Raw genomic sequence first — 18903 nt, 5'->3', positions numbered from 1 at the left:
GAGCTGCTTACTATGACAGGTGCACCAAACCCTTCATATGATAATATACTAGAAATTAAAAATTTACAGACTTCTTTCTTCACAAAAGATTTAGAAGTAAAGGCTGTAGATGGTGTTTCCTTTAATATTCCAAAAGGAAAAGTACTTGGTGTCGTTGGAGAGTCTGGTTCCGGAAAAAGTATTACTTCCTTATCTATTCTCCGTCTTATCGAAGAACCAGGTAAGATTAAAGGTGGAGAAATTCTCTTCAAAGGAGAAAACCTCTTAGATAAGAGCGAAGCACAGATGCGCAAAATTCGAGGCAATGAAATATCAATGATTTTCCAGGAACCAATGACTTCCTTGAACCCTACCTTTACGGTCGGCCAGCAGATCAGTGAATCATTCCGCATTCACGAAGGTCTTGGCAAAAAGGAAGCAAAAAAGAAATCCATTGAGATGTTAAAGCTGGTAGGAATTCCTTCCCCAGAAAAACGTATCAATCAGTATCCATTTGAGTTATCTGGAGGGATGCGCCAGCGTGTGATGATCGCAATCGCGCTTGCCTGTAACCCAGATCTATTGATTGCTGATGAACCAACAACCGCATTGGATGTAACAATTCAAGCACAGATTTTAGATTTAATGAAAGAATTGCAAGAAAAATTGGACATGGGTATTTTATTAATTACCCATGACCTCGGCGTTGTGGCAGAAACTTGTGATTATGTTGCCGTTATGTATTGCGGGAAAGTGGTCGAATTCACCGATAAAAAGACCTTATTTACAGAACCAAAACACCCATATACCGTTGGTTTGATGCAATCTGTTCCACAACACGACCAAGACGTAGATGGCGATTTAGCAGTGATTAGAGGATCTGTTCCAAGTCCAGCTGATATGCCGCAGGGCTGCCGTTTTGCGCCAAGATGTCCATTTGCTACCGATTTATGCCGAAATAAATTACCTGACTTAGAAACGGATGAAGAGGGTAATCAAATTCGTTGCTGGATTTATTCTGATGAATGGGACGGAGATCCGGAGGTGAACGTTCATGAACAATCAAAAAGTACTTCTTAAAGTAGATGACTTAAAACAATATTTTCCGATTAAAGGCGGGTTTTTTGGCCGCACCGTCAATCACGTAAAGGCAGTAGACGATATCTCCTTTGAAGTGTATGAAGGAGAAACACTAAGTATCGTAGGAGAATCTGGCTGTGGAAAATCGACAACCGGACGAGCTGTTCTCCGATTAGATGAACCTACTGATGGAAAAGTAGAATTTGATGGTACAAATATTCTTGAGCTAAATAAAAAAGAAATGAATAAATTTCGTAAAGATATGCAGATTATTTTTCAGGATCCATATGCATCGATTAATCCCCGCCACACTGTCCGGCAAATTTTAACCGAAGCAATGGAAATTCAAAATGCGGTTCCTAAACATGAAAGAAATGATCGTGTGAAGGAGTTGATGGAGACAGTAGGCCTTGGCGCCCACCAGATTGACCGGCATCCACACGAGTTCAGCGGCGGGCAGCGACAGCGTATCGGGATTGCCCGAGCACTGTCTGTTGATCCGAAATTAATTATTGCTGATGAGGCTGTGTCAGCACTTGATGTGTCTATTCAGGCACAGGTTATCAATCTGCTGAAAAAGCTGCAGCGTGAATTTAAACTGACTTATCTTTTCATTTCACATGATTTAGGTGTTGTACGTCACATTTCTGACCGTATTATAGTAATGTATTTAGGAAAAGTTGTTGAAATAGCTGATAAAAAATCATTATTTACCAATAACATGCATCCGTACACGAAAGCACTTCTTTCTGCTATCCCTAGTACGGATTTGGAAGCCAAAAAAGAACGTATTACGCTAAAAGGAGATGTGCCTTCTCCGATTGATCCTCCTGAAGGCTGCCGCTTCCACACACGCTGTCCTTTTGCCACGGACATCTGCCGTACAAAGGTGCCTGAACTGCGTAACACAGAAGGTATGAAAGACGGACATCGTGCAGCTTGTCACCATATGGAAGCTATCCGTTCTGGTGAACATCAGCCGACGGTTAATGCGTAATTATATTGTAAAAGTCACATGATATGAATCATGTGACTTTTTTTATGTACAAAAAACAGCTGCTTATCTCTATCAGAAAAACAGCTGTTTATTCATTTCATTATTGATTTAAAGATACATCATGTAATTGAAGTATTCCAGTTGGCGATTGCGTTAAGCCTTGTACATTATCATTCACACCAAGCAAGAATTCTTGATGGTGCAGATAAAGCATTGGCGCAAGCTCTGTAAGTTTTGCCTGAATGTCACTGTAAAGCTGCAGACGAGTCTCTTCGTCTCCTTCACGGCGGGCAGCTTCAAGCATTTCATCTAATTCCTCATCTTGTAAGAAAGAACGGTTACCAGGCTCACCGATATTCTCCGAATGGAATAATGGATATAATCCATAATCAGCATCCCCAGTTACAGTAGACCAGCCAAGTACAAACATATCATGATCTCCTTGAGCTGTTCTTTCTAAATACGTGCCCCATTCAAGTACTTCAACCTCTACATCAATATTCAATTCTTGTAATTGAGCTTGAACATTGGTAGCAGCATCTATACGCTCTTGTGTATCATTTGTCCAAAGCGTTGTCGAGAAGCCATCTTCATAGCCCGCATCTGCTAACAATTGCTTCGCTTCTTCTAAATCATATTCTAAACCAGGTGCATCCTCGTCATAACCATATACTGCCGGTGCTAATGGCCCAACAGCCGGGATTCCAACTCCTTCGTAAATACCATCAATAATCTGGCTTTTATCAATTGCCATATTGATTGCTTGACGCACATTCGGATCATCAAATGGTTCTTTTTCTACGTTAAATCCAATATAAGATACGCTGACACTTTCTTGCGGTGCTACATGGATTCCTTCTGAATTTTCAACCTGAGCCATATTACTTGGTCCCAGAGGATCAATAATATGTGAATCTCCAGTTTCAAGCTCAGCTACTCGCGTATTCGCTTCACTTACAACCTTAAATACAACGGAATCAAGGTGAGCCGGCTCTCCCCAATAATCTTCGTTTTTCACTAAACGAACTTCAGAACCTGAATTCCATGAATCAAATTTAAAGAAGCCTGTACCAATCGGGTTCTCATTAATATAGCTTCCCGGTTCTTCTCCATTTTCCATTGCTTCATAGTCTGCCTCAATTACTTCAAGCGATGTCATTCCACCGCCATTATGTGCAATATGTGCCGGGAATGGCGCAAATGGATATTCTGTCGTAAAACGTACAGTATAATCATCCACTACTTCTATATCCTCTACCATTTCATAAAGGAAGTAACGCTGAGAAGCTACATCTTCATCTAAAATACGTTCAATATTTGCTTTTACTACTTCCGCATTAAATTCCGAGCCATCATGGAAAGTTACATCATCACGTAATTTGAACTCCCATACATTATCTTCTACTGCTTCCCACTCTGTAGCAAGACCAGGCTGTAATTCCATATTTTCATCTAAAGTTACAAGTGTTTCAAAGATATTTGCCTGTACGTTACTAGATGGTGTATCGTTTGAACCTGCCGGGTCCATTGAAACAACATCTGACTGGTTGGCAATAACAAGCTCGCCGCCCTCAGCAGCTTCTTCGGAAGTGCCTTCTCCATCCGAATCGCTGTTACCGCCTTCATCTGGTTCGCTTGCACACGCTACCAAAAAAACGCTAAGTAAAAGACCGAAAATTAGCAATAATAAAGACTTTTTTGACAATTTCATATTCGTACTCCCCTCAAATTAGAATATATTTGTCTTACTACTCTATTCTAATCTATCTCCCAGATAAATTCAATAATAGTATTAATTTACTAAAATTTTGAAATATCTTAATATAACTGTAATCTATTTGTATCCCAGCACTTACACTCTATTTACCAGCAGAAAAGAAATACATGTCTGTTCCCCTCTATATCAGTCTTTTATAGCTTTACATAGAACATAGAATCACTCATTATACTCTTTTTAATTTGTTAACTTCTTGTAAAATAATCTAGTTCCATTGTCTTATTTTGTCGATTCATCTGAAAGCACTACTATTTTCCTTTCATAAAACAAAAAAGAGATGCCTATCTTACAAGACACCTCTTCCCACACTAGTATTCATTATTGGACCATTATACGTTCAACAGTCTCATCTAAGTGACACAGAAATAGACTTTCTCATATGAAAAATCAAAAGTACCTCTATTATCTACATCGCCGGCGGAATATCTCCCTCTCCATAACGATGATCTAAGTCCACGAATTTATTATATTCTTTTACAAAGGCTAGCTCTACGGTTCCTGTTGGACCATTACGCTGCTTCGCAATAATAATCTCAATAATATTCTCTTTCTCTGTCTCTTTATCATAATAATCATCACGATATAAGAAACCTACAATATCCGCATCCTGCTCAATACTTCCTGATTCACGGATATCCGACATCATTGGGCGCTTGTCCTGCCTGGACTCCACACCACGGGAGAGCTGAGATAATGCAATCAATGGCACTTCCAGCTCCCTGGCCAATGCTTTTAGCGCACGGGAAATCTCGGAAACCTCCTGCTGACGGTTTTCCTTCGAGCTGCCGCTTCCCTGGATGAGCTGCAAATAATCAATCAGAATCATCCCAAGCCCATGCTCCTGCTTCAGGCGCCGGCACTTGGAACGAATTTCATTGACACGTACGCCTGGCGTATCATCAATATAAATTCCTGCATTCGACAGGGACCCCATCGACATCGTCAGCTTACTCCAGTCATCTGCTTGCAGCTGTCCGTTTCTTAAACGCTGCGCGTCAATATTTCCTTCCGCACAAAGCATACGCTGAACGAGCTGATCCGCGCCCATCTCGAGACTGAAAATAGCTACATTTTCATCTGTTTTTACGGCAACGTTTTGCGCTACGTTTAATGCAAAGGCTGTTTTCCCTACGGAAGGACGCGCCGCAATAATAATCAAATCGTTCCGCTGAAAGCCTGATGTAATGCGGTCTAAGTCCAAGAAACCCGTTGGAACGCCTGTTACATCACCTTTTTGCTGGTGAAGCTGTTCAATATTATCATATACATCAATCAAGACATCTTTTATATTTTTGAAAGCTCCTGAATTTTTTCGTCCAGAAACCTCCAGGATACTTTTTTCTGCATCATTTAAAACATCTTCAACCTCATCTTCTTTTTCAAAAGAGGCCGTCACAATGTCTGTTGCTTTTCGAATCAAGCTGCGCAGGGTTGATTTTTCTTCTACAATTCTGCTGTAATACTCTACGTTAGCTGCAGTCGGCACACTTTCTGCCAGTTCTGTTAAGTAGGAGACACCGCCTGCTTCCTCCAGCTGTTTCCGGTCATTTAAAAACGTGGTAACTGTTACAACATCAATCGGTTCCCCGCGCTCAGACAAGGTCATCATCGCTGTAAAAATAAGCTGATGGCTCGCACGGTAGAAATCTTCTGGTATCAAAATTTCCGAAGCCTGTACAAAGGCGGTCGGCTCCAAAAAAACAGCGCCTAAAACAGATTGCTCTGCTTCTAAATTATGCGGTGGTGTACGATCATTCAAAGACGCACTCATTACCTCTCCTCCGTATTCTAGTTAAGTGAAAAAAGAAATCGGCACACAATTTTTCTGCCAATTTCTTTTTCCTCTGTTTATTTCCGAATGTCATCCTATTTATTTTTCTTTTACATGAACCTTTACAGAGCCAGATACTTCCGGATGTAATTTAACGGGAACATTTGTGTAACCCAACGCACGGATTGGCTCATCTAATTCTAGCTTGCGCTTATCGATTTTATAGCCATGCTGTTTATTTAATCCTTCTGAAATCTGTTTACTGGTTATGGAACCGAATAAACGTCCATTTTCTCCAGATTTTGCTTCCAGCTCAACCGTTAAATCAGCAAGTTTGTCTTTTAATTGAATGGCATTTTCTTTTTCTTCTATTTCTAATTGATCTTGTTTTTTCTTTTTCGCATCAAGTGCTTTCAGATTCCCGGAAGTAGCTTCTTCTGCCAGTTTATTTTTGAACAGGAAGTTACGGGCATAGCCGTCAGGAACATTTTTCACTTCGCCTTTTTTTGCTTTCCCTTTAACATCTTTTAAGAAAATAACTTTCATTCTGAATCTCTCCCTTTTTTATACTCCAGCTCATCAATAATCTCAACAAGCATTTCTTTGACTTCCTCAATGGTTTTGTCTTCTATTTGCGTTGCTGCATTGGTTAAATGTCCGCCGCCATTCATTTGTTCCATGATGACCTGTACATTGACATCCCCCAGCGACCGTGCACTGACTCCGATTCTGCCGTCTGCTCTTTCCGAAATAACAAAGGAAGCCGTGATACCTACCATAGACAGTAAGGTATCCGCTGCTTGCGCAATCAGCACAGGGTTATATGCTCTTCCGCTCGGCGCTGTCGCAATCGCAATATAGTCATTATAAATTTGTGTTCTTTCAATAATATTGCTGCGTTCGATAAATACCTCTAAGTCATCTTTGAGTAAATGCTGGACCAATACCGTGTCAGCGCCTTGTGACCTTAAATACGAAGCCGCATCAAATGTTCTTGAGCCTGTACGCAGCGTAAAACTTTTCGTATCAACGATAATCCCAGCTAAAAGTGCTGTAGCTTCCAGTACTTTCAGCTTCACTCCTTTGGGCTGATACTCCAGGAGCTCCGTCACAAGCTCTGCTGTGGAGGATGCATAAGGCTCCATATAGACAAGCGTAGGATTATCAACAAATTCCTCTGCCCGGCGATGATGGTCGATAACAATTTTATAATCGGTATAGTTCAATAAGCTTTCTACTGCAACCATGCTCGGTTTGTGGGTATCCACAATGATCAATAAACTCTGCTGATCAATCATGAGATCCTCTGCTTCTTCCGGTGAGATGAATTGATCCCAAAGCTCTCCATCCTCACGAATACGGTCTATCAAGCGGGAAACACCAGTCTCCACATCATTCTCATCAAACACAATATAACCGGGTACATCATTTGTTTTAGCAATATTTAATACACCGATAGCTGCACCAATGGCATCCATATCAGGTGATTTATGTCCCATAATAATAACATTATCACTGGCACGAACCAACTCTTTTAACGCATGGGATATCACTCGTGCCCGTACACGGGTACGTTTTTCCATCGGGTTGGTCTTTCCGCCGTAAAAACGTACTTTTCCATTCTCATCCTTAATAGCCACCTGATCGCCGCCCCGGCCTAAGGCTAAATCTAAGCTGGACTGGGCTACTTCACCAATCTCCGGCAGCGTCATGTTTCCAGCACCGACCCCGATGCTCAATGTGACTGGGTTGCTTTCAGATCCTTTCATTTCCCGGACTTCATCTAAAATAGAGAATTTAACTTTTTCCAGCTCTTCGAGAATTTCCAGATTCCCAACAGCTAAAAATCGTTCCTGTGATGTTCGTTTCAAGTAGAGTCCATAATGACTGGACCAGTTATTCAAAACAGCCGTCACCTGTGAGTTCAATTGACTCTTAGCTGTATCATCCATATTTTGAGTGATTTCTTCATAATTGTCTAAGAAGATAATAGCAAGTACGGTTTGTTCATTATAGTAACGGTCCTTCAGTTTTTGATGCTCTGTACGATCAAGGAAATAGAGCAGTTTCTCTTCCTTTTTTATCACACATAGAAAGGTGTAATCTCCAATTTCCACCCATATTTCATCTCGGTTCTCTATAATCATCGGGATTAGGTCTTCCGATAACTGATTAAGAGATTCACCGATAATGGTATCCTTGCTTGCTTTAAACTGATTCATGAATGGGTTCGACCACTCTATTTGAAAGTTATCATTGTATAGAACAATTCCAAACGGCATCTCTAATAAAGCTTCCGAACCAACTTTTTTCACTCGATGAGAAATCGTCGATATATATTCTTCCGCTTCATCCAGAAGCACTCTTTCCGTTCGAATACTATAGTAAAATGAAGCAGCGTAGACAACTGTCATTATTAAGCCAACTATCCATTGATAGTACCAAACATATAAAAGCAATAGAAATGTAAAGATATAAATTATCCATACATGCTTGCTTAATGTTGGTCTATTCTGTAAATCTGGCACGGCATTCAGCTCCTTCAAAGTCCAACAGTCTTTCTGTTTTTTTCCTGTACTTATTCTTAGACCGAACAATTATTTTATGGCTTTCGGTGTGGGAATCTCGGGTTGCTCTATAAGCCTGCTTCTTTTTTATTTTAACCGCCCTCTTAACCGGAAACCTATATCAATTATACCTAAGATTCGGATGAAATAAAGAAGAATTCCTGGAAAAAGAATCGTTGCAATAACAATCAAAATAGGAACTGCTTTGGCTATACGTTTGATATGTGCAAAGTAAAAAATAAATGAAAATCCTTGCAGCATCAAAGCAATCCCGACAATCATCAATAAATTCTGCGCTCCAAATTCCATGGTGCTTCCTTCTTCAAAACCGATAACAGATAAAATTAATGCTAACAGATAAATCCAAATAATTGCACCCGGAAATTGTAATTCACGGAATGGCGGAAAAGAAAATTTCTCTTTCTCTATCCGATTTAATAACTTATAACTGATCCATTGCGTAATAAATGCCGTAGCTAGAGCAAATACAACCATAAAGGTAGGAATTAATTGCTTCAGTAGGCTAATTTGTGTCTCTTGCAATGCGGTGATATCTTCTTCGTTCAGCGAAGGATTGACACTTTCTATCATGGATGCACTCATACTGACAGAGTCTTCCACAATGTTTTCGTATTCAGATACAATATTAACATCCAACAGTATTTGAATAAAAACAAAAGCCAAAAGCATCCCAACAATAAAGCCGAATGTTCCTTGGGCCAGTGTTTCATATGCTGTATTCCTTTTATACATGGCATAGCCGATAAAAATACCGCCTGCTGCAGCAATAAGCACACCTGGCAGTATCATCATAGACATCAGCAATGTAGATATAATCGCAACAGCCACTGTCATTATAAGACCTGCCTTCACCCCATGCCGTTTCACATAGAATATAAAAGGAACAGGCAGTACAAACATGCTGATTAAACTAAGTATCGGTAAGAAAGAAGCCACCAACAAAACCATAACAATGGCAATCATTAATGCTCCTTCGGTAACTTTTCTCGATTGGTTCATATACTGCACCTCGTTCTAACAAAATTAAATAATAGTAGAGGATGTTTTAAATTCTTCTCCTCTATAAAAAATACATCAAAATTAATCCAATTAGCTGTATCCTTTCCTGTTTAATCACATCCATTTTTATGGGTTTAAATGGCAATATGATAATTCCACACATATTCTATTATGATAACATGAATTTAGCAGAAAGGCTTGTATAGTACCTTGTTCAAAAGAGGGCGTAACGGTGGTGTTCACTATGCTCAGGGAGTATCACCGCTCTATGTATGCAATTAAATGAGGGTAAGTTACACTGAAAATGAATTTTCATATTATTTCCCGGGAAATTTGTCGAATAACGCTGTATTCTTAGCCAACTAAAAGCTAACTCCTATATAATAATAGTGTTGCCAACTAAAAGTAGATTAAATCATATCTTTTCCATTGGTTTCTGAACGGTATATATTTTCTCTTAATCCAATATGAAGCTCTTTATTTGCTCATAATTTTTAGAGGAGAAGACTTTTTCTACTTCAATATAAAGGATGATAATAATGAAATTCACAAAAATACTCAAAGAAAGTCTTTTTCTTCCACAAAAAAAAGCTATGTTTCAGATTAACCGAATCGGGATGGATCAAATTATGATTTACCTTTTCATTTTATTTATGGTGACATCCCTGCCTGAACTAATTTCCCGTTTAACAAGCTGGAGCGGTTTAGGAGGAGAAATGAATATTATCTTTCAGCTTATTTATTTCTTTATGTTTTATTACTTAATTCTATCTATTCTGCTGCTGGGCGTCATTTCATTTATCGCTTATCTCGGCAAAGGGATTGTCCGGCTGGCCAACCGGAAGCTCTATTACGGCACACTTTGGAAGTTGACTGCTTGTTCACTGACGATTCCGATGCTGATTTTTACCTTATTCTCGTTTATTTGGTCCATTCCAGATTGGTTTTTATTCATCTTTTTTATTTATCCAGTAGTTTTGCTGGTGCGGATGGTATTTTTATACCCACAGAAAAGGTTCCGTTAAATGACATTTTTCTACATATTTAAACAAATAAATTGTTGAAATTAATCTGTAAACGTTTTATAGTTTTATTATGCATTTTTTTAGTAATTTGTAAAGCGTTTGCAAAGAAAAGGGGTTTATTATGGAAGATATTTCTGTTTGGCTTACAATTGTTGGACTGCTTATTATCTTTTCAATTGTAGGTTTGCTTATCTCAAATAAAATCAGCCCTATTGTCGGAATGACGATCATTCCAATCATAGGAGCATTTATAGCCGGATTTAATTTTGAGGAACTATCTGGATTTTTAGCAGCTGGTTCTGATCAAGTAATGGGCGTTGTAATCATGTTTATTTTTGCCATTATCTATTTTGGTATTATGCAGGATAGTGGTTTATTTAATCCTTTCATACGCTTTATGATTTTAATGACAAAGGGGAACGTAATCATCGTAGCCATGGCAACCGCGGTTATCGGAATGATTGCACAACTTGACGGGGCAGGAGCATCTACCTTCCTTCTCTGTATTCCAGCGTTGCTTCCTTTATATAAAGAACTACATATGAGCCGTTATTTATTATTATTATTAGTTGCTTTAAGTGCAAGTGTTATCAATATGATTCCATGGGGCGGGCCTGCTGCACGTTCAGCAACCGTTATTGATATGGATTTGATTGACTTCTACCTGCCGCTTATTCCGATACAGGCAATTGGAGCTGTATTAATTTTAGTACTGGCTGCTTTTCTCGGAATTCGTGAGAAAAAGAAAATCAGTAAAAAAGTGGCGGCTGGTGAAATCACCTTAAGTGAAAACGTAAATATTCTTGCGATTGCTGACAATTTTACGAAAAGACAAAATGAAGAAATGGCACAGGCGAAAGAACAGCCGCGAAATTTAGCATGGAGAAACGCGGCAAACCTTGTTCTTACGGTTCTGGTATTAGGGGCCATGATGGCTAGTTTACTGGCTCCTCAATATGCATTTATGATTGGTGTAGCGATTGCCCTTCCATTGAATTACAAGGGCGTCGATAATCAAATGAACCGTGTCAAAGCCCATGCTCCTAATGCCTTAATGATGGCAGCAGTTATTTTAGCTGCCGGAGTATTCCTTGGGGTCTTGAACGAATCAGGCATGCTTGAACAAATTGCACTTGCCGGAATTGCTATCATGCCAGCATTTGTTGTTCCTATTGTACACATTATTGTTGGTATCTTCGGTGTTCCTTTAGATTTACTGACCAGTACTGACGCATATTATTTTGCATTGATGCCGATTGTGGATCAGATTGCGAGCTCCCAAGGGATTGCTTCTGTATCTACCGCATACGCTATGATGATTGGTAACATCATTGGAACATTTGTAAGTCCTTTCTCTCCTGCATTATGGTTAGGAATTGGACTTGCGTCAGCTAACATGGGGAAACATATCAAATACTCTTTCTTCTGGTTATGGGGATTCAGTATCGTTCTATTAGTCATTGCTGTATTAATTGGTGTGGTTACTCTATAATATTAGATTCATAAATTCATATAAACGCTTCAAGTACAGCTACGTATTTGCCTGTACTTGAAGCGTTTTTTATGAGGAGAGGCTAGAAGAGAAATAAAAAAGACAGGCTGTAGATCCCTTTTTTATTATTATTATTTCTATGCTTGCCTGAATCGTATTTATTTTGTTATTTAATAAACTTCTACTGGATGAAATGACCCTCCCTGTCTGCCTACATGACGTGAGTATCCCCAAAAGGGCTTCTATGCCCTTTTAAAGACATAAAAAATCCCTCAAGTCCATTAAAACTTGAGGGATTTTTTAATCAGTCTGTTACGTAAGGCAATAAAGCCATTTGACGAGCACGTTTAATTGCAATAGTCAATTTACGTTGATATTTTGCAGAAGTTCCAGTTACACGACGAGGAAGAATTTTTCCACGTTCAGAAACGAAACGTCTTAGCAAATCTACATCTTTATAGTCAATGTGTGTAATTCCATTTGCTGTGAAATAACACACCTTACGACGTTTTGCGCGTCCGCGACGAGCTGCCATGTGAATACACTCCTTTTAAATTAATTTAGTGAAAATGATTTAAAACGGTAAATCATCATCTGATATGTCAATTGGTTCTCCATTGTTTTTAAATGGATCTTCCTGACTTGTATTTTGATTTTGGTTTTGATTAAATCCTTGATTTTGATTTGATGAAAATGGATTTTGCTGATATTGGTTCTGATTATTTTGGTTGTTCTGGTATCCATCCGATTGAAACTGTCCGCCCCCTTGGGAACCTTTCGTCTCTAAGAATTGAACACTATCTGCAACAATCTCTGTTACATAAACCCGTTTGCCATCCTGGCCTTCAAAATTACGTGTCTGTACACGGCCATCTACACCAATCAAACTTCCTTTTTTCATATAATTCGCCAGGTTCTCCGCAGGTCTGCGCCAAACGACACAGTTAATAAAATCTGCTTCGCGATCTCCCTGTTGATTTGAAAAAGGTCTGTTCACAGCAATATTAAAATTAGCTACTGCCACACCGCTTGGTGTATAGCGTAAATCAGGATCCCTCGTTAATCTGCCAACTAATACGACACGATTTAACATCAGAACCACTCCTTATTATTTTTCATCTCGAATTGCCATATGGCGAATAATATCATCGTTGAATTTCGCTAGGCGGTCAAATTCATTTACTGCATTTTCATCACCTTGGAAATTGATAACAACATAATAGCCATCACGATAGTCATTGATTTCATATGCAAGACGTTTCTTGCCTTTTTCATCAACTTTTTCGATTTCCGCACCGTTATCAGTAAGGATTTTGTTAAAACGCTCGATTAAAGCAGTTTGTGCTTCCTCCTCGATATCTGGGCGGATGATGTACATAATTTCGTATTTTCTCATCCGTTACACCTCCTTTTGGTCTTAGCGGCTCTGTTCTCTGCAACTCCGTATGAATCACAGATATAAGAGCAAGGAATAATTTTTTAATTACTCACATTTGGACATTATACCAAATAAATTATGTTATGACAAGCCTTCGAGAGAACCTGATTACGTTTATTTTTAAATATTTACTGTTATCCAGCTTATAATTAGAAAATACACTTACACATTAAATCGGAAATGAATAACGTCACCGTCTTGAACAATATATTCTTTTCCTTCCAGTCTCACTTGACCTCTTTCTCTTGCTGTCGCCATATTGCCTGCATCTACTAAAGCATCATAAGATACGGTCTCTGCACGAATAAATCCTCGTTCAAAATCAGTATGGATAATCCCTGCAGCCTGAGGTGCTTTGATACCCTGACGGAAAGTCCAGGCTCGCACTTCTTGTTCACCGGCTGTAAAATATGTAGCCAGTCCAAGTAAATTATAAGATGCTTTAATTAATTGATCCAAACCAGATTCAGAAATACCTAAATCCTCCAGGAATTCTTCTTTCTCTTCCGGTTCTAATTCAGCTATTTCTTCCTCAATACGTGCGCAGACCACAATTACTTCTGCATTCTCATTGGCTGCATATTCTTTTACTCTTTGAACATTTTCATTTGAATCAGAGTCTGCTACCTCTTCTTCGCTTACATTGGCCACATATAAGGTAGGTTTACTCGTTAACAGATGCAGTCCTTTAACTATTTTCTCCTGCTCCTCTGTAAACTCTAAAGCACGTACCGGCTGATCGTTCTCTAAGCCTTCTTTTACTTTGTTTAAAATCTCATACTCTGCCAATGCTTCTTTATCCTTTTGACGCGCCAGTTTTTCTACACGCTGAAATCGTTTATTGACCGATTCCAAGTCTGCTAAAATCAGCTCCAGATTAATGATTTCAATATCATCAATTGGATCGACCTTTCCGGAAACATGTGTAATATTCTCATCTTCAAAGCAGCGTACAACCTGACAAATCGCATCTACCTGTCTGATATGAGATAAAAATTGGTTTCCTAGTCCTTCCCCCTTGCTTGCACCCTTCACAATTCCGGCAATATCCGTGAATTCAAATGCAGTCGGGACTGTTTTCTTTGGTTTTACAAGCTCTGTTAATTTATTTAAACGTTCGTCTGGAACCTCCACAATCCCTACATTCGGATCAATTGTAGCAAATGGGTAGTTTGCTGCTTCCGCTCCTGCCTGCGTGATTGCATTAAATAAGGTAGATTTTCCTACATTTGGAAGGCCGACAATTCCTGCTGTTAATGCCATATTACTTTTTCCAACTCCTTAAGGACTTAATTCGTTCATGAACATTTTCGTAACTCCAATTATAGATAGTCCGCTGCAAAAAGACAAGCATGAGAAAACTCAAAACAGGGCCATTGTCTGACCCCATTTTGAGTTTTCTTCTAAGGAATTTTTTATTTTTGTCTTGTCTTTTCATCAGTAAAATCATTTTTTACTATTCTTCGTGTTTTTCTAGAACTTTTTTCATCTTCTTCGTAAAATCTCTTCTCGGGATAAGCACACTATGCCCGCAGCCAAGACATTTAATCCGGATATCCATCCCCATCCGGATAATTTGCCATCGGTTCTCTCCGCATGGATGCGGCTTTTTCATTTGGACAACGTCACGCAAATCAAATTCTTTATCCATAACTCCTGCTCCTTTTTTGAAATAATGCTGTCTGGCTCCAAGAACCTTTTTAACGGAAACGCAGCGCTTTTCTTACATTACATTATAGCAAATTTAAAGGAGGATTATCCTCGATTTTGCCGACGTTCTTGACGTTCCCGTGTTAATTGATCCATTTCCTGCTCGGAATAAGCAACAATACGAGGAGAAGGAATTTTAACCCCGGATTTATATAGCTTGTCCTGAACCTCTTTACGGATATTCCGTTCTCCCGCCCATTGGAAGACCGGCTCTGTTTCTGCAATAATACGAACAACGAAATGAGAAACATCCAGATTTTGAACACCGATAATCTCTGGAACACCTAAAATAAAATCATATTTTTCCGGCAGTGTTTCTGCTACTTCATGAATAATTTGTTCTACATGTGCGATATCACTTTCATACGGCACATTTACATCGACAACAGAAAGGCCATTTCGAGATGAATAATTGATTACCTGATCAATATTTCCGTTAGGGACAATGTTCAGTTCTCCTGTCCAGGAAACAATTTTTGACGTGCGTAGTCCAATTTCTTCCACTGTTCCTTCTATTCCAGCAGCTAACACATAATCACCTACTGAAAATTGATCTTCAAAAATAATAAAGAAGCCAGTAATGATATCACGCACAAGGTTCTGTGCCCCAAAACCGATTGCCAGACCTGCAACACCAGCGCCGGCTAACAATGGTCCAATTTCAAAGTTAAAGACTTCCAATATCATAACAAGTGCCATAAAGTAAACAACATATGCAACGACACTCTTAATCAATTTCTTCAGTGTATCTTCCCGGCGTTTCGGAATTTTTATCGGCCCATGCTGTCTTTGTACAAATAATTTATCTACTATTTTCCGCACGATACGGACAACCAGCCAAGAAATAAGAAGAATTAAAGCAATCCGGATGGCCCCTCCTAAAATGGTTAACCAAAATTCAGGATTGCTGAAATAATCCCATAACCTGTCAAATTGATGACTTATAAAACTCAAGTTCATGCGTATATAACTCCTTTCACTTTCTCAATAAAACAGTTCTTCTATTATTGGATGTTAAAAAATACTACCATAATGTTTTTCCCATCTGCAAAAATATAAACATATATATCTTATATTTTGCAAGTTTTTTATTTATAAATTGAGATGACATCGGGGTTATACTATTCTCTGACACCTTCATTTTTTTAACAGTCCTTTATTTAGAAGTTATATACATGTTATTCATCAATGAAGTATTATTTTGTTTTTTTCCATAACGGATAGGTTAACAGTCTGGCTAAAATATATAAATTAAGTATACCGTACAGCGGATAGAGGAAATTTACCAAATTAGCAAAACCAAATCCTGTTAATGGCAGCATCAGCAATACTGAAACAAGGACAATAAGATACATCGGCTTTTCTTCTTTTAAAAATGACTGCACCCTGGTGGCGATGCCCAGCATCCCTGCAGCGGCGGTTGTAAAGATTGCCAGCCAAAGAAGGATAGACATAAATAGAATCATCCCTAATGGAAATTCTTTTAAAATAGCGAATAAGGGAATCTCATAAAGAATAATTTCATCCGCGATTTGAATCAAGCTACTATTGTAAATATACGAAACAATTCCTAAGCACACCCCTGTCCCAATACAGCAAATAATAATTTCTCCTCTTCCCTTCACCTTATTTCCAATCGCTCCTAAAATAGCAATCAGCGGAAGAATATTTAATGCTGTAAAGGGAAAGGCGGAAAACCAATTTCGCTGCTGGTGCCAATATGCAAACAGCTGTAAATTTTGATTGGAAACATACATTGCTAACACATACAAAAGCCCGCCAATCAAAATAGGCAATATAAGTTCATTAAAAGTCAATAACCCGTTTATTCCCTTAATAAATAACAATACAAGTACAATTCCAGTAATTCCGATACCGACCGGATATGGTAAATGAAATACCTGCCCCGTTGCCCCGCTTCCCGCAATCATAATCATCGTCGTGGTGAACAGATACAGAAGGATTAATCCGTCAAATGCCTTCGTCAGCTTTTTTCCAGCAATTATTTCTAAAACAGGTAAATAATTTTCACTTTTCATTTGGTAGCTGATTGCCATAATCACATAACAGCAGAATGAAAATAGAAAAGAAAATAACACAATAGCCAGTCCGCTTTCATGCCCAAAAAATTGCCACAGTTCTCTTCCTGATACATATCCGGCACCAATCGTTGCACCAAGGATTAATGCCGTCCATTGCAGGCCTCTTCTCCACATGGTATTTCCTCCAATTCATACGTATAGTTCTTCGTAAATTACCGTATACTGTAACAATATGATTTTGGAGGAACTGCTATGAATCTAAAAACAAGCTTACGCATACAATCAAACCATTTTAGAGCAAATTATCAAGAACCCGACATAGCCAAAACATTATCTAATCAAATCATGCCCTGGTTTCCTTTGAAAGCTGTTGATTATATCGCTGTCTTCATTGGTACTGATCGTTCTACAGGAGACGCATTAGGCCCGCTCGCTGGTATGTATTTCGAGGAAATGCGTCCCAGAAATTTACATGTTTATGGAACGATTCATGAGCCGGTTCATGCGGTTAACCTGAAAGAATCCCTCTTAAGCATTTATAAAAATCACGAGAAACCTTATCTGATTGCCATTGATGCATGCCTGGGCAAAAGCAGCTCTGTTGGAAGTATAATTGCTGAAAACAAGCCTTTAAAGCCTGGTCTTGCATTAAACAAACAGCTCCCTCAGGTTGGCAATATGAACATTACAGGGGTTGTCAATGTCAGCGGATTTATGGAACAAACCGTTTTACAAAATACCCGCCTGTCACTCGTCATGGATATGGCTTTAGAAGTAGCAGGCATACTCAAACAGGTGGACAGACAATTAACTTATTCCCGGCATATAAATACAGTTAAAAATATGATTTAAGCATAAAAAAACGGGCTCTCTCTGCCCGATTTTTTTCGTTCTAGAATAAAGTAAAAAGATAGTAAACAAGGACTACTGTTAAAATACTTGGCAGTAAATTCCCGATGCGAATCTTGGTGATATTTAATAAATTGAAGCCAATTGCCAGGATAAGCAGACCGCCGACTGCAGTCAACTCGACAATTAATCCATCTAAAAAAGCGGCCGACACCCACTTGTCAATTTGGGTTGCCAAAAGCGTTATCGTTCCCTGATAAAGCACAACGGGAATGGCTGATAAGATCACACCAATGCCTAAGGTAGTCGTTAACACAAGTGCTGTAAATCCATCAATGATTCCTTTGGTAATCAAAATACCATGATCTCCGCGAATGCCGCTGTCTAAAGCACCGATAATTGCCATTGCTCCAACACAGAAGATAAGAGAAGCTGTTACAAAACCTTGCGAGATGCTTGTATCATTCTCATTCGCTGCAAAACGATAGCCAATCCACTTTCCAAAACGATTTAAGCCTTCTTCAATCTTTAACCCTTCTCCAATGATTGCTCCAGATAGTAAACTTAATAAGACCACAATAATCTGTTCCGTCTGTAATGCCATCTGCAGACCAATTAAAACAATAGCCAGTCCTATCCCGTTCATCACCGTCTCTTTAAACCGTTCCGGAATTTTTGTAAAAAATAAACCGATGATGCTTCCAATAATAATAAATGCGAAATTAATAATTGTTCCGAATAAAGCCACTTCCTGCCTCCTATTTTTATGAGTTTTTTAATGAGACAAATAAACCTTCTCATATGGCTGTAAAACCACAATAGATAATGTTTTACAGGGCCCCTCTTATGTAGATAATGTTCCACGTGAAACATTCTTCCTAAAAGCACTATATGTATTGACTTAAAGGGGTATCATCATAATCTAGCTATGTTTTATCTTTTAAAATATATAATAAAAAGGGATGTATTCTTTCTTCATTTCTGCTAGATTAAATGTTCTCTTTTCAGCTATTCATTTCAAACAAATAGTTAAAAAGCATTATAATCAAATTTTGTTTCATTTGCAATCCCTTTTCTTCCGCTAATAAGTTGATAAGGTACCATATTTAGATACATTTGAGAATTGATTAAGTGTACTTACAGGTACCTGACTCAT

At 38.7% G+C, this 18903-nt stretch carries 18 protein-coding genes; 5 read left to right on the top strand and 13 right to left on the bottom strand.

Going from position 1 to position 18903, the window contains the following annotated elements; translation table 11 throughout:
* Nucleotides 1-12 precede the first annotated feature (12 nt).
* Both BN997_RS00615 and BN997_RS00610 read left to right on the top strand, forming a co-directional pair.
* Nucleotides 13-1059 (top strand): ABC transporter ATP-binding protein, encoded by a 1047-nt coding sequence (locus BN997_RS00615; protein ID WP_042528716.1) that lies wholly within the window; start codon nucleotides 13-15, stop codon nucleotides 1057-1059.
* Nucleotides 1034-2056: an ABC transporter ATP-binding protein gene (locus BN997_RS00610; RefSeq protein ID WP_042528714.1), complete on the top strand. Its 1023-nt coding sequence runs from the start codon at nucleotides 1034-1036 to the stop codon at nucleotides 2054-2056. The genes BN997_RS00615 and BN997_RS00610 overlap by 26 nt, the downstream gene beginning before the upstream one ends.
* Before the next feature lie 100 nt (nucleotides 2057-2156).
* Here the strand turns inward: BN997_RS00610 and BN997_RS00605 are convergent, their stop codons facing one another.
* The 5 genes from BN997_RS00605 to BN997_RS00585 all read right to left on the bottom strand — a co-directional run bounded on the left by BN997_RS00605 (nucleotide 2157) and on the right by BN997_RS00585 (nucleotide 9191).
* Nucleotides 2157-3767: a glutathione ABC transporter substrate-binding protein gene (locus BN997_RS00605; RefSeq protein WP_042528712.1), complete on the bottom strand. Its 1611-nt coding sequence runs from the start codon at nucleotides 3765-3767 to the stop codon at nucleotides 2157-2159.
* Nucleotides 3768-4239: 472 nt separating this feature from the next.
* Nucleotides 4240-5604 (bottom strand): replicative DNA helicase, encoded by a 1365-nt coding sequence (gene dnaB, locus BN997_RS00600; protein WP_042528710.1) that lies wholly within the window; start codon nucleotides 5602-5604, stop codon nucleotides 4240-4242.
* A gap of 99 nt (nucleotides 5605-5703) precedes the next feature.
* Nucleotides 5704-6150, bottom strand: coding sequence for a 50S ribosomal protein L9 (rplI, locus tag BN997_RS00595; protein WP_042528708.1), 447 nt, complete (start codon nucleotides 6148-6150; stop codon nucleotides 5704-5706).
* Nucleotides 6147-8132, bottom strand: a complete 1986-nt coding sequence (locus BN997_RS00590) for a DHH family phosphoesterase (protein WP_042528705.1) — start codon at nucleotides 8130-8132, stop codon at nucleotides 6147-6149. The genes rplI and BN997_RS00590 overlap by 4 nt, the downstream gene beginning before the upstream one ends.
* A 126-nt stretch (nucleotides 8133-8258) precedes the next feature.
* A complete protein-coding gene (locus tag BN997_RS00585; RefSeq protein WP_042528703.1) occupies nucleotides 8259-9191 on the bottom strand; it encodes a YybS family protein in 933 nt (310 codons plus the stop codon).
* A 539-nt stretch (nucleotides 9192-9730) separates the two neighbouring features.
* Here BN997_RS00585 and BN997_RS00580 point away from each other — a divergent pair.
* A complete protein-coding gene (locus tag BN997_RS00580; protein ID WP_042528701.1) occupies nucleotides 9731-10216 on the top strand; it encodes a DUF1189 family protein in 486 nt (161 codons plus the stop codon).
* A gap of 121 nt (nucleotides 10217-10337) precedes the next feature.
* On the top strand, nucleotides 10338-11708 hold the full coding sequence (locus BN997_RS00575) for a CitMHS family transporter (RefSeq protein WP_042528698.1): 1371 nt from the start codon (nucleotides 10338-10340) through the stop codon (nucleotides 11706-11708).
* Nucleotides 11709-12012: 304 nt separating this feature from the next.
* Here the strand turns inward: BN997_RS00575 and rpsR are convergent, their stop codons facing one another.
* From rpsR to BN997_RS00535, 7 genes are all read right to left on the bottom strand, one after another.
* Nucleotides 12013-12243 carry a 30S ribosomal protein S18 gene (rpsR, locus tag BN997_RS00570; RefSeq protein WP_042528696.1) on the bottom strand — a complete coding sequence of 77 codons (231 nt, stop codon included), beginning with the start codon at nucleotides 12241-12243 and terminating at the stop codon, nucleotides 12013-12015.
* A gap of 39 nt (nucleotides 12244-12282) precedes the next feature.
* Nucleotides 12283-12801 (bottom strand): single-stranded DNA-binding protein, encoded by a 519-nt coding sequence (gene ssb, locus BN997_RS00565; protein WP_042528694.1) that lies wholly within the window; start codon nucleotides 12799-12801, stop codon nucleotides 12283-12285.
* A 15-nt stretch (nucleotides 12802-12816) separates the two neighbouring features.
* Nucleotides 12817-13104 (bottom strand): 30S ribosomal protein S6, encoded by a 288-nt coding sequence (gene rpsF, locus BN997_RS00560; protein WP_042528692.1) that lies wholly within the window; start codon nucleotides 13102-13104, stop codon nucleotides 12817-12819.
* 204 nt (nucleotides 13105-13308) lie between these two features.
* The gene (gene ychF, locus BN997_RS00555; protein WP_042528690.1) at nucleotides 13309-14409 is read right to left on the bottom strand and encodes a redox-regulated ATPase YchF; all 1101 of its coding nucleotides are present in this window, start codon (nucleotides 14407-14409) and stop codon (nucleotides 13309-13311) included.
* A 193-nt stretch (nucleotides 14410-14602) separates the two neighbouring features.
* On the bottom strand, nucleotides 14603-14797 hold the full coding sequence (locus tag BN997_RS00545; RefSeq protein WP_042528686.1) for a DUF951 domain-containing protein: 195 nt from the start codon (nucleotides 14795-14797) through the stop codon (nucleotides 14603-14605).
* 104 nt (nucleotides 14798-14901) lie between these two features.
* Complete coding sequence (locus BN997_RS00540) at nucleotides 14902-15816, bottom strand: mechanosensitive ion channel family protein (RefSeq protein WP_042528684.1); 915 nt, start codon at nucleotides 15814-15816, stop codon at nucleotides 14902-14904.
* A gap of 236 nt (nucleotides 15817-16052) precedes the next feature.
* On the bottom strand, nucleotides 16053-17072 hold the full coding sequence (locus BN997_RS00535) for a YkvI family membrane protein (protein ID WP_042528682.1): 1020 nt from the start codon (nucleotides 17070-17072) through the stop codon (nucleotides 16053-16055).
* A 78-nt stretch (nucleotides 17073-17150) separates the two neighbouring features.
* Between BN997_RS00535 and yyaC the strand changes: the two genes are divergently transcribed.
* Nucleotides 17151-17750, top strand: a complete 600-nt coding sequence (yyaC, locus tag BN997_RS00530; protein WP_042528680.1) for a spore protease YyaC — start codon at nucleotides 17151-17153, stop codon at nucleotides 17748-17750.
* A 40-nt stretch (nucleotides 17751-17790) separates the two neighbouring features.
* On the opposite strand, the gene BN997_RS00525 is transcribed toward yyaC, so the two are convergent.
* Nucleotides 17791-18495, bottom strand: coding sequence for a DUF554 domain-containing protein (locus tag BN997_RS00525; protein WP_042528678.1), 705 nt, complete (start codon nucleotides 18493-18495; stop codon nucleotides 17791-17793).
* Between the last annotated feature and the right edge of the window lie 408 nt (nucleotides 18496-18903).

It is taken from the genome of Oceanobacillus oncorhynchi (assembly GCF_000821065.1).
Taxonomy (GTDB): domain Bacteria; phylum Bacillota; class Bacilli; order Bacillales; family Amphibacillaceae; genus Oceanobacillus; species Oceanobacillus oncorhynchi.
Note: the sequence above shows the minus strand (reverse complement) of the source record. Positions and strands in the feature narration are given on the sequence as shown.

Bases quoted from the DNA above. Each gene is read 5' to 3' on its own strand.
- BN997_RS00615 (WP_042528716.1), top strand. From the start codon at position 13: ATGACAGGTGCACCAAACCCTTCATATGATAATATACTAGAAATTAAA.
- BN997_RS00610 (WP_042528714.1), top strand. From the start codon at position 1,034: ATGAACAATCAAAAAGTACTTCTTAAAGTAGATGACTTAAAACAATAT.
- BN997_RS00605 (WP_042528712.1), bottom strand. From the start codon at position 3,767: ATGAAATTGTCAAAAAAGTCTTTATTATTGCTAATTTTCGGTCTTTTA.
- dnaB (WP_042528710.1), bottom strand. From the start codon at position 5,604: ATGAGTGCGTCTTTGAATGATCGTACACCACCGCATAATTTAGAAGCA.
- rplI (WP_042528708.1), bottom strand. From the start codon at position 6,150: ATGAAAGTTATTTTCTTAAAAGATGTTAAAGGGAAAGCAAAAAAAGGC.
- BN997_RS00585 (WP_042528703.1), bottom strand. From the start codon at position 9,191: ATGAACCAATCGAGAAAAGTTACCGAAGGAGCATTAATGATTGCCATT.
- BN997_RS00580 (WP_042528701.1), top strand. From the start codon at position 9,731: ATGAAATTCACAAAAATACTCAAAGAAAGTCTTTTTCTTCCACAAAAA.
- BN997_RS00575 (WP_042528698.1), top strand. From the start codon at position 10,338: ATGGAAGATATTTCTGTTTGGCTTACAATTGTTGGACTGCTTATTATC.
- rpsR (WP_042528696.1), bottom strand. From the start codon at position 12,243: ATGGCAGCTCGTCGCGGACGCGCAAAACGTCGTAAGGTGTGTTATTTC.
- ssb (WP_042528694.1), bottom strand. From the start codon at position 12,801: ATGTTAAATCGTGTCGTATTAGTTGGCAGATTAACGAGGGATCCTGAT.
- rpsF (WP_042528692.1), bottom strand. From the start codon at position 13,104: ATGAGAAAATACGAAATTATGTACATCATCCGCCCAGATATCGAGGAG.
- ychF (WP_042528690.1), bottom strand. From the start codon at position 14,409: ATGGCATTAACAGCAGGAATTGTCGGCCTTCCAAATGTAGGAAAATCT.
- BN997_RS00545 (WP_042528686.1), bottom strand. From the start codon at position 14,797: ATGGATAAAGAATTTGATTTGCGTGACGTTGTCCAAATGAAAAAGCCG.
- BN997_RS00540 (WP_042528684.1), bottom strand. From the start codon at position 15,816: ATGAACTTGAGTTTTATAAGTCATCAATTTGACAGGTTATGGGATTAT.
- BN997_RS00535 (WP_042528682.1), bottom strand. From the start codon at position 17,072: ATGTGGAGAAGAGGCCTGCAATGGACGGCATTAATCCTTGGTGCAACG.
- yyaC (WP_042528680.1), top strand. From the start codon at position 17,151: ATGAATCTAAAAACAAGCTTACGCATACAATCAAACCATTTTAGAGCA.